We start from the raw sequence: 8,048 nt of genomic DNA on the forward strand, positions 1-8,048 counted from the left end.
AAGAGCCTGACAGAGAAAAGCTATCATTGGCTGAGAGTAGCTTGAGGGGATATTTTACTGAAGTGCACCTGGGAGTTGCTGCCCGAAGGATCAGTAGGCACGGCCGGTTTGCACCGTTATATGCAGTTAAGCTGAGGCATTAGCCTAAGCAGAGTGGAACCGCGGATTATCTTCGTCTCTGTATACTTGGAGACGAAGATTTTTTATTTTAATGAAACAGTTTTGTATGACCGGTGAGATAGACTAAAATTTCTTAATCGTGCAACGTGTAACGTGATATGATGATATCTGTTTTTATCCAAATACTAATTGAGGAAAATAATAAGGTAATAATTTGAATGTTATATTGAGGAGGGAATTGGTGTGGGTAAATTTTTTCAGATGATCAACGAAGATATTAAAGCAGTAATGGAGAGAGATCCTGCTGCAAAAAATAAGCTGGAAGTTTTGTTATGCTATCCCGGTATTCATGCGATTATAAATCATCGTATAGCCCATAGCTTGAACAATAGGGGATTTGTCGTATTCGCCCGTGTTATTTCCCAGATCAGCAGGTTTTTTACGGGTATAGAGATCCATCCCGGTGCTAAAATAGGAAGAAGACTGTTTATTGACCACGGGATGGGGGTTGTTATCGGAGAAACCGCAGAGATCGGAGATGATGTAACCATTTATCAAGGGGCAACCTTAGGTGGAACGGGAAAGGAGAAGGGAAAAAGACATCCCACCATTGGGAATAATGTAGTAATCAGCAGCGGCGCCAAGATACTAGGTCCTTTTAAAGTAGGAGACAACTCAAAAATAGGTGCCGGGTCCGTAGTTTTAAGGGAAGTACCTCCAAACTGTACCGTTGTAGGGGTACCAGGTCATATTGTAATTAAAGATAATAAAAAGTTAAAGAATATGCATAAGGAAGAAATCGATTTAGATCAGGTACGGCTGCCAGATCCGATTGCTGAAGAGTTGGAATGCTTAAGAAAACGAATTGTGGAACTTGAAAAGAAGATTTTTGAAAAGGAGAGATAAACATGAGATTATTCAATACCTTGACAAGAAAAAAAGAAGAATTTATCCCTATGGTACCAGAGGAAGTAAAAATGTATGTTTGCGGTCCTACGGTCTATAACTATTTTCATATCGGCAATGCCAGACCCTTTGTGGTATTTGATACCCTCAGAAGATATTTGGAATATAGGGGTTATAAGGTAACTTATGTGCAAAATTTTACCGATGTGGATGATAAAATTATTAATAGAGCCAAAGAAGAAGGCATTAGCCCGGAAGAGGTTAGCGAGAAATATATTGTTGAATATTTTAAAGATGCTGAAGCCTTAGGCATTCGAAAAGCTGATATCCATCCAAAGGTTACAGAGAATATTCAGGAAATTATCACCTTCGTCCAAAAACTGATTGATAAGGGCTATGCCTACGAGATAAATGGGGATGTATATTTTGATACTACCCGGTTTGAAGACTACGGGAAGCTGTCAAAGCAAAACCTGGAGGATTTAGAAGCTGGCGCCAGAATTGAGGTCAATGAAATTAAAAGAAATCCTATGGATTTTGCTTTATGGAAGGCGCAAAAATCCGACGAGCTGGCATGGGATAGTCCGTGGGGTAAAGGAAGACCCGGGTGGCACATCGAGTGTTCTGTAATGTCTACAAGATACCTGGGCGAAACTATCGATATTCATGCAGGGGGACAGGATTTGATTTTCCCCCACCACGAAAATGAAATTGCACAGAGCGAAGCTTGCAGCGGGCATTCCTTTGCAAGATATTGGATTCATAACGGCTATATTAATATAGATAATGAGAAAATGTCCAAATCCAAGGGAAATTTCTTTACAGTACGAGATATTTTAAAGGAATATGATGCAGAAACCGTAAGATTCTTTTTACTTTCTGCACAGTATCGAAATCCTATCAACTTCAGCCGCCAATTGATGGAACAGTCTAAAAATGCTTTGGACCGATTTTATAATGCGAAGAAAAATCTTGAACATTTACTGGAAAACGCAGTTGAAAAAGAAATGGATGAGGTTGAAAAGAACTTGATTCATGGTTTTGAGAATTATCGGGAGAAATTCATTGATGCCATGGAGGATGATGTAAACACTGCCGATGCCATTGCAGCAGTTTTTGAGCTCGTAAAGGATATGAATGCATCCATCAAAGTAAGTCACAGCAAACAGTTGATTCAGAGCAGCCTTGATTTACTGATGGAGCTGACCGGGGTGTTAGGCCTATTGACAAAGAAAGAGGATGCAATCGATAGTGAGATTGAGGAATTGGTGCAGCTCCGTCAAAAGGCAAGAAAGGAGAAAAATTTTGCCTTGGCGGATCAGATCCGGGATCAACTGAAGGAGAGGGGCATTACCATAGAGGATACCCCGCAGGGTGTACGAATTATAAAGAAATGATTCATGGATAGAGATCCGGAAGGCGGGCATGGAAACCCGCCACTACTTACCTAGCAGTACGAAGCGTGGATTGTAGTGGAGGGTCGCCGGACCCTCTAGGTAGAACCCTTGAGTAAGGCACTAAGTTGTGTTAGAATACATATAGCAATTGAAAAGGCAGGTTTTTGGATGAACATAGACTTTCTAAGAAAAATGGGTTTAAGTGCAAAGACAAAGGAAGAAATCCAGTTTACCCACGCCCTGGTATTAGCCTATGTGGGAGATGCGGTTTATGAGGTGTTTGTAAGAACCTACATGATTCACCGATATGGAGGAAATGTAAACAGCTTGCACAGACTGGCTACGAAATTTGTAAAGGCCGCCGCACAGGCGGAAATAGTACATCTGCTGGAGGATTATTTGACGGAAGAAGAATGGGGAATTGTTAAAAGAGGACGCAATCAAAAATCCGGCACCGTTCCTAAAAATGCCAATGTAGGTGAGTATCGTTATGCTACAGGCTTTGAAACCCTAATCGGCTATTTATATCTTACTGAACAGTATGACCGGCTGGATCAGGTAATCAAATATGCCTTGGAAATCATAGAAAAAAAGGAGATTATTCATGAATAAGAAGGAAAAGATTCTATTAACGGTTACCCTTCTAATGGTAGCGCTGCTCTTTGTCAAATCATTCCTCCTAGATGAAGTCAAGCCTAAGACTGAGGATGAGCTAAGGTTCAAACAGTTTGTAGAGAAAGCCGTGGATGAAAACATGGGAGGCTTTTTAAAAAGAAATAGCATCGTAAAGTATAGAATAGTATCCATTGAGCAGATCAGTCAGGAAGGAGTCTCCCGTATTCAGTACCTGGATGAGCAGGGAAAAGAATATATTGAAGGAACCATTCGGGGACAATATAGAGCAAAGGTTCGAGTCTACTTCCTACATTTAATCCCTTATCGGGAGATAAAGGTACTTAGCCGGGAAAAATAAAATAGGGCCAGAACACTGGCCTTTTTGTTTTTATAATTGTAGAAACATGTGGTATAATTTTGGATAATAAGGAAAAAACAACATGATGAGGAGGATGGAAAATGAAGGTAGAACTGCTTCAATATACACCCCAGCCAGAAAAGGTAGTTGCGGCAGCTGCGAAGCTCTGTTATTCCCCTGTAGGTGTGGACAAGATTATGGAGGATTTGACAGATGAGAAGGCGGAGAAATTTGTCGGCATGCTGATGGGCATGGGCCACGAATCTCCTATTGAACACGTATCCTTTACCTTTGCAGCAGAGGGTGTCAGCCGAGTACTTACCCATCAGCTGGTAAGACATAGAATTGCGTCCTTTTCCCAACAATCCCAGAGATATGTGAAGCTTGAACAGTTTGAATATATTATTCCGCCGAGTATTGCAGAAATTCCTGAGGCTAGAGAAAAATTCATTCAGGCAATGGAAGCAGATCAGAAGCATTATAATGAATTGGTAGAGCTCCTCTATAAAAAGCATTTTGACCAACTGATTCAAGAAGGAAAAACAGAAAAACAGGCAAAAACAGCGGCAGAGAAGATGTCTATAGAAGATGCCAGATATGTATTTCCAAATGCCTGTGAGACAAAGATTGTCTATACAATGAATGCAAGAACCCTGATGAATTTTTTCCATCATCGATGCTGCGAGAGGGCCCAATGGGAAATTCGACAACTGGCAACAGAAATGTTAAAGCTAGTAAAGGGAGTAGCCCCAAGCTTGTTTAAGTATAGTGGTCCTAACTGTCTTAATGATCCATGTCCGGAAGGCAGCATGACCTGTGGAAAAACCCTTGAAGTAAGGGAATTCTTTAAAAGCCTGTAGGACATATAGATTTGTGACTGAGAATCTTAATGAATATTCGGAACGACGAGGGCGTCGATCTCTACATTTCTATTGAGATTTATGCAGGGATCGGCTCCTGTGCCGTTCTGCTTAGGATAAACTTACACAATCTGCAGCTTTGCTATGGAGCGGGGCTGCAGATTTACATAACCGGAGATAACCATGGGCAAGCTATTAGAAAAAACAAGTGAGGTGCCAGTGATGACGCAATCAGATAAGATTGAGGGAAGAAATCCAGTCCTGGAAGCATTAAAAGCAGAAAGGGAGATTGATAAAATTCTTATTGCAAAGGGTGCAGAGCAGGGCTCTGTTCAAAAAATAATCGGTGCAGCAAAAGATCGTGGAATTCCTATTCAATATGTAGAACGACAGAAGCTAGACCAGCTTTCCGAGTCCCATTCTCATCAGGGAATCATTGCATTTGTAGCAGCTTACCGGTATGTAGAGGTCGAAGATATATTAGCTAAGGCTGCGCAAAAGGGGGAGTCTCCCTTTATCGTGATTTTAGATGAGATTACAGATCCTCATAATTTAGGGTCTATTCTTCGAACTGCAAATGCTGCAGGCGTACATGGGGTAATTATACCAAAAAGGAGAGCAGTGGGTTTAACTGCCGTTGTTGCTAAAACCTCTGCCGGAGCCATTGAATACGTTCCTGTGGCGAAGGTTTCTAATCTGGCACAAACCATTGATACTTTAAAAGACAAGGGTTTATGGGTGGTTGGGGCAGATATGGATGGACAGAACACCTATTATGAACAGGATCTAACGGGAAATACCGCTTTGGTAATTGGCAGTGAGGGACAAGGAATCGGCAGGCTGATAAAAGAAAAATGTGATTTTATTGTACGCATACCCATGAAAGGTCAACTAAGCTCCTTAAATGCTTCCGTTGCGGCTTCCCTAATGATGTATGAAGTTATGCGGCAAAGAGACCAAAAGAAATAGGGTGAATGATCTTTGCGGAACTATCTTTTTATTGATGGGTATAATATTATCAATGCCTGGCCAGAGTTAAAGGAAACCAGCGGATCTAATCTGCAGCAGGCCCGTGAAAAATTGATTGAGCGAATGATCGAGTATCAATCCTATATTGGTGAGCAGGTAATCATTGTATTTGATGCCCATCTGGTAAAGGGGAGCAATCAGAAAAATGAAAACATCAATGGAGTGGAAGTGGTATTTACAAAGGAGCACCAAACGGCAGACTCTTATATTGAGAAGCAGGTAGAACAGCTGACACGCAATCGAAGAAATAGAGTGCGGGTAGCTACTTCCGATTGGGCAGAACAACAGTTTGTACTTGGCAGCGGAGCTACACGGATCTCTGCCAGAGAACTGAAAATTGAGATGGAACTAGTTAAAAAGAATATACGTAAAAAGACAGAAGAAATCCGTCAGGATCGTTCTGCATTAGAGGAGCGATTGGATGATAAAACTGTTCAAATCCTTGAAAAATGGAGAAGAAAACAGTAAATCAGCTTGACTACATAATCTGGTTACGATATAATAAAAATACAGTTTTTGTGCTTTTGATACAGGATGAGCGATCAAAATTCATATTTTCTCCTATAAGGGGTACTGTGATATTGGCAGAGCAAGGATGAAGGATTTTTGCTTTATAGAAGTGAAAAGCACAAATTGAATACAGTGCTGGAGGCGATATTGGTGGGAATAGGAGCACAGAAGGAAATATTAGACAGCTATGAACGCATGATTGATGAAGATGTTGTTGAAGACGCAAGAAATGGAGATGCCCAAGCCCAGGAATATCTAATAAAAAAGTACAAAAACTTTGTTCGTGCTAAAGCAAGGTCTTATTTTTTGATCGGCGCAGACCGGGAGGATATCATCCAAGAGGGGATGATCGGTCTATTTAAAGCCATTCGTGATTTTCGGTCGGACAAGCTGTCGTCCTTTAGAGCCTTCGCAGAACTGTGTATTACAAGACAAATTATCACAGCGATAAAAACAGCAACCCGTCAAAAACATATTCCTTTGAACTCTTATGTTTCCTTAAATAAGCCTATTTATGACGAAGAGTCTGATAGAACTTTACTGGATGTATTATCCGGCGCTAAGATTTCTGATCCGGAAGAGCTGATTATATCCAGGGAAGAGCTGGGACACATCGAATCAAAAATTGGTGAGATTCTTAGTGATTTGGAATGGAAGGTATTGATGTCTTATCTGCAAGGAAAATCCTATCAGGAAATCGCTGAGGATTTGGACAGACATGTGAAATCCATTGATAACGCACTCCAACGGGTTAAACGCAAACTAGAGCGGTATTTGGAAGTACGGAGCAGTTAAAAATTGGAAAATGTTTTCGATTAAAAAGAGTTGACATGAGTAGTGGAAGATAGTAAAATATAAAACAGTGAATGCCCATGTGGCTCAGTAGGTTAGAGCGTCGCCTTGGTAAGGCGGAGATCGGCGGTTCGAATCCGCTCATGGGCTCCATTATTTATTTCATACATATAGATACACCCGGATGAGTTTACTATGAAATAAGTTTAAATATACTTTTAAAGTATCTGAACAATATTAAGAGTGTATAGGAGGAGAAAAAAATGGCAAAGGCTAAATTTGAGAGAAATAAGCCCCACGTTAACATTGGAACAATCGGACACGTAGACCACGGTAAGACAACATTAACAGCAGCGATCACATTAACATTAAACAAGAGATATGGATTTGGATCAGCAGTAGCGTTCGACCAAATAGATAAAGCACCGGAAGAAAGAGAAAGAGGAATCACAATCTCAACAGCACACGTTGAGTATGAGACTCCAAACAGACACTACGCACACGTAGACTGTCCAGGCCATGCTGACTATGTAAAGAACATGATTACAGGAGCAGCGCAGATGGACGGAGCAATCCTCGTATGTGCAGCAACAGACGGACCAATGCCGCAAACAAGAGAGCACATCCTGCTTTCCAGACAGGTAGGGGTACCATACATCGTAGTATTTTTAAACAAGTGTGACATGGTAGATGACGAAGAATTATTAGACCTAGTAGAAATGGAATTAAGAGAATTATTAAGCGAATATGAATTCCCGGGAGATGATACGCCAATCATCAGAGGATCCGCATTACAAGCATTAAATGATCCAATGGGGCCATGGGGAGATAAGATCGTAGAGTTATTTGAAGCGGTAGACAGCTACATTCCAGAGCCGGTAAGAGAAACAGACAAGCCGTTCCTAATGCCGGTAGAGGACGTATTCTCCATTACAGGAAGAGGAACAGTAGCAACAGGAAGAGTAGAAAGAGGCGTAGTAAAAGTACAAGACGAAGTAGAAATCGTAGGATTAACAGAAGCGCCAAGAAAAGTAGTAGTAACAGGCGTAGAAATGTTCAGAAAATTATTGGATCAAGCACAAGCTGGAGACAATATCGGAGCATTGTTAAGAGGGGTACAAAGAGACGAAATTGAAAGAGGGCAGGTATTGGCAAAGCCAGGTTCAATTAAGCCTCATACAAAGTTCAAAGCTGAGGTTTACGTATTAAAGAAAGAAGAAGGTGGAAGACATACACCATTCTTTAACGGATACAGACCGCAGTTCTACTTCAGAACAACAGACATCACAGGATCCATCGGATTACCGGAAGGAATGGAAATGTGTATGCCTGGAGACAACGTACAAATGGTTATCGAACTGATCAACCCAATTGCGATCGAAGAAGGATTAAGATTTGCGATTCGTGAAGGCGGAAGAACAGTAGGCGCTGGCGTTGTTGCTTCTATCATTGAATAATTAA

10 protein-coding genes, 1 tRNA gene and 1 other annotated feature (1 of these 12 running past the window's edge) are annotated in these 8,048 nt (G+C 41.1%); all 11 genes read left to right on the plus strand.

Annotation, left to right across the window (positions count from 1 at the left end; genetic code table 11):
• Nucleotides 1–183, plus strand: a binding site (T-box leader); it begins 30 nt to the left of the window's first position.
• 180 nt (nucleotides 184–363) lie between these two features.
• The 11 genes from cysE (at nucleotide 364) to tuf (ending at nucleotide 8,044) form a co-directional block, all read left to right on the plus strand.
• Complete coding sequence (cysE, locus tag BUB56_RS09545; RefSeq protein WP_456297987.1) at nucleotides 364–1,026, plus strand: serine O-acetyltransferase; 663 nt, start codon at nucleotides 364–366, stop codon at nucleotides 1,024–1,026.
• Nucleotides 1,027–1,028: 2 nt separating this feature from the next.
• Nucleotides 1,029–2,423, plus strand: coding sequence for a cysteine--tRNA ligase (gene cysS / locus BUB56_RS09550; protein WP_110941089.1), 1,395 nt, complete (start codon nucleotides 1,029–1,031; stop codon nucleotides 2,421–2,423).
• Between the two features lie 168 nt (nucleotides 2,424–2,591).
• A complete protein-coding gene (locus BUB56_RS09555) occupies nucleotides 2,592–3,035 on the plus strand; it encodes a Mini-ribonuclease 3 (protein ID WP_278319479.1) in 444 nt (147 codons plus the stop codon).
• Nucleotides 3,028–3,396 carry a hypothetical protein gene (locus BUB56_RS09560; protein ID WP_110941090.1) on the plus strand — a complete coding sequence of 123 codons (369 nt, stop codon included), beginning with the start codon at nucleotides 3,028–3,030 and terminating at the stop codon, nucleotides 3,394–3,396. The genes BUB56_RS09555 and BUB56_RS09560 overlap by 8 nt, the downstream gene beginning before the upstream one ends.
• A 101-nt stretch (nucleotides 3,397–3,497) precedes the next feature.
• A complete protein-coding gene (gene thyX / locus BUB56_RS09565; RefSeq protein ID WP_110941091.1) occupies nucleotides 3,498–4,256 on the plus strand; it encodes an FAD-dependent thymidylate synthase in 759 nt (252 codons plus the stop codon).
• Nucleotides 4,257–4,285: 29 nt separating this feature from the next.
• The gene (locus BUB56_RS19395; protein ID WP_190014375.1) at nucleotides 4,286–4,468 is read left to right on the plus strand and encodes a hypothetical protein; all 183 of its coding nucleotides are present in this window, start codon (nucleotides 4,286–4,288) and stop codon (nucleotides 4,466–4,468) included.
• A gap of 10 nt (nucleotides 4,469–4,478) precedes the next feature.
• Nucleotides 4,479–5,225, plus strand: a complete 747-nt coding sequence (gene rlmB / locus BUB56_RS09570; RefSeq protein ID WP_110941099.1) for a 23S rRNA (guanosine(2251)-2'-O)-methyltransferase RlmB — start codon at nucleotides 4,479–4,481, stop codon at nucleotides 5,223–5,225.
• Nucleotides 5,226–5,237: 12 nt separating this feature from the next.
• A complete protein-coding gene (locus BUB56_RS09575; RefSeq protein ID WP_110941092.1) occupies nucleotides 5,238–5,753 on the plus strand; it encodes an NYN domain-containing protein in 516 nt (171 codons plus the stop codon).
• A gap of 216 nt (nucleotides 5,754–5,969) precedes the next feature.
• Entirely contained in the window at nucleotides 5,970–6,590 is a 621-nt protein-coding gene (sigH, locus tag BUB56_RS09580; protein WP_408606953.1) for an RNA polymerase sporulation sigma factor SigH, read from the plus strand.
• A gap of 73 nt (nucleotides 6,591–6,663) precedes the next feature.
• Nucleotides 6,664–6,740 (plus strand) — tRNA-Thr (locus tag BUB56_RS09585).
• A 110-nt stretch (nucleotides 6,741–6,850) separates the two neighbouring features.
• Nucleotides 6,851–8,044 carry an elongation factor Tu gene (gene tuf, locus BUB56_RS09590; RefSeq protein WP_110941093.1) on the plus strand — a complete coding sequence of 398 codons (1,194 nt, stop codon included), beginning with the start codon at nucleotides 6,851–6,853 and terminating at the stop codon, nucleotides 8,042–8,044.
• The last annotated feature ends 4 nt before the right edge of the window (nucleotides 8,045–8,048 follow it).

Source organism: Geosporobacter subterraneus DSM 17957 (assembly GCF_900142145.1).
GTDB lineage: Bacteria > Bacillota > Clostridia > Peptostreptococcales > Thermotaleaceae > Geosporobacter > Geosporobacter subterraneus.

Coding starts and splice junctions, on each gene's coding strand:
- BUB56_RS09560 (WP_110941090.1), top strand. CDS start 3,028: ATGAATAAGAAGGAAAAGATTCTATTAACGGTTACCCTTCTAATGGTA.
- rlmB (WP_110941099.1), top strand. CDS start 4,479: ATGACGCAATCAGATAAGATTGAGGGAAGAAATCCAGTCCTGGAAGCA.
- BUB56_RS19395 (WP_190014375.1), top strand. CDS start 4,286: ATGAATATTCGGAACGACGAGGGCGTCGATCTCTACATTTCTATTGAG.
- thyX (WP_110941091.1), top strand. CDS start 3,498: ATGAAGGTAGAACTGCTTCAATATACACCCCAGCCAGAAAAGGTAGTT.
- tuf (WP_110941093.1), top strand. CDS start 6,851: ATGGCAAAGGCTAAATTTGAGAGAAATAAGCCCCACGTTAACATTGGA.
- cysS (WP_110941089.1), top strand. CDS start 1,029: ATGAGATTATTCAATACCTTGACAAGAAAAAAAGAAGAATTTATCCCT.
- BUB56_RS09555 (WP_278319479.1), top strand. CDS start 2,592: ATGAACATAGACTTTCTAAGAAAAATGGGTTTAAGTGCAAAGACAAAG.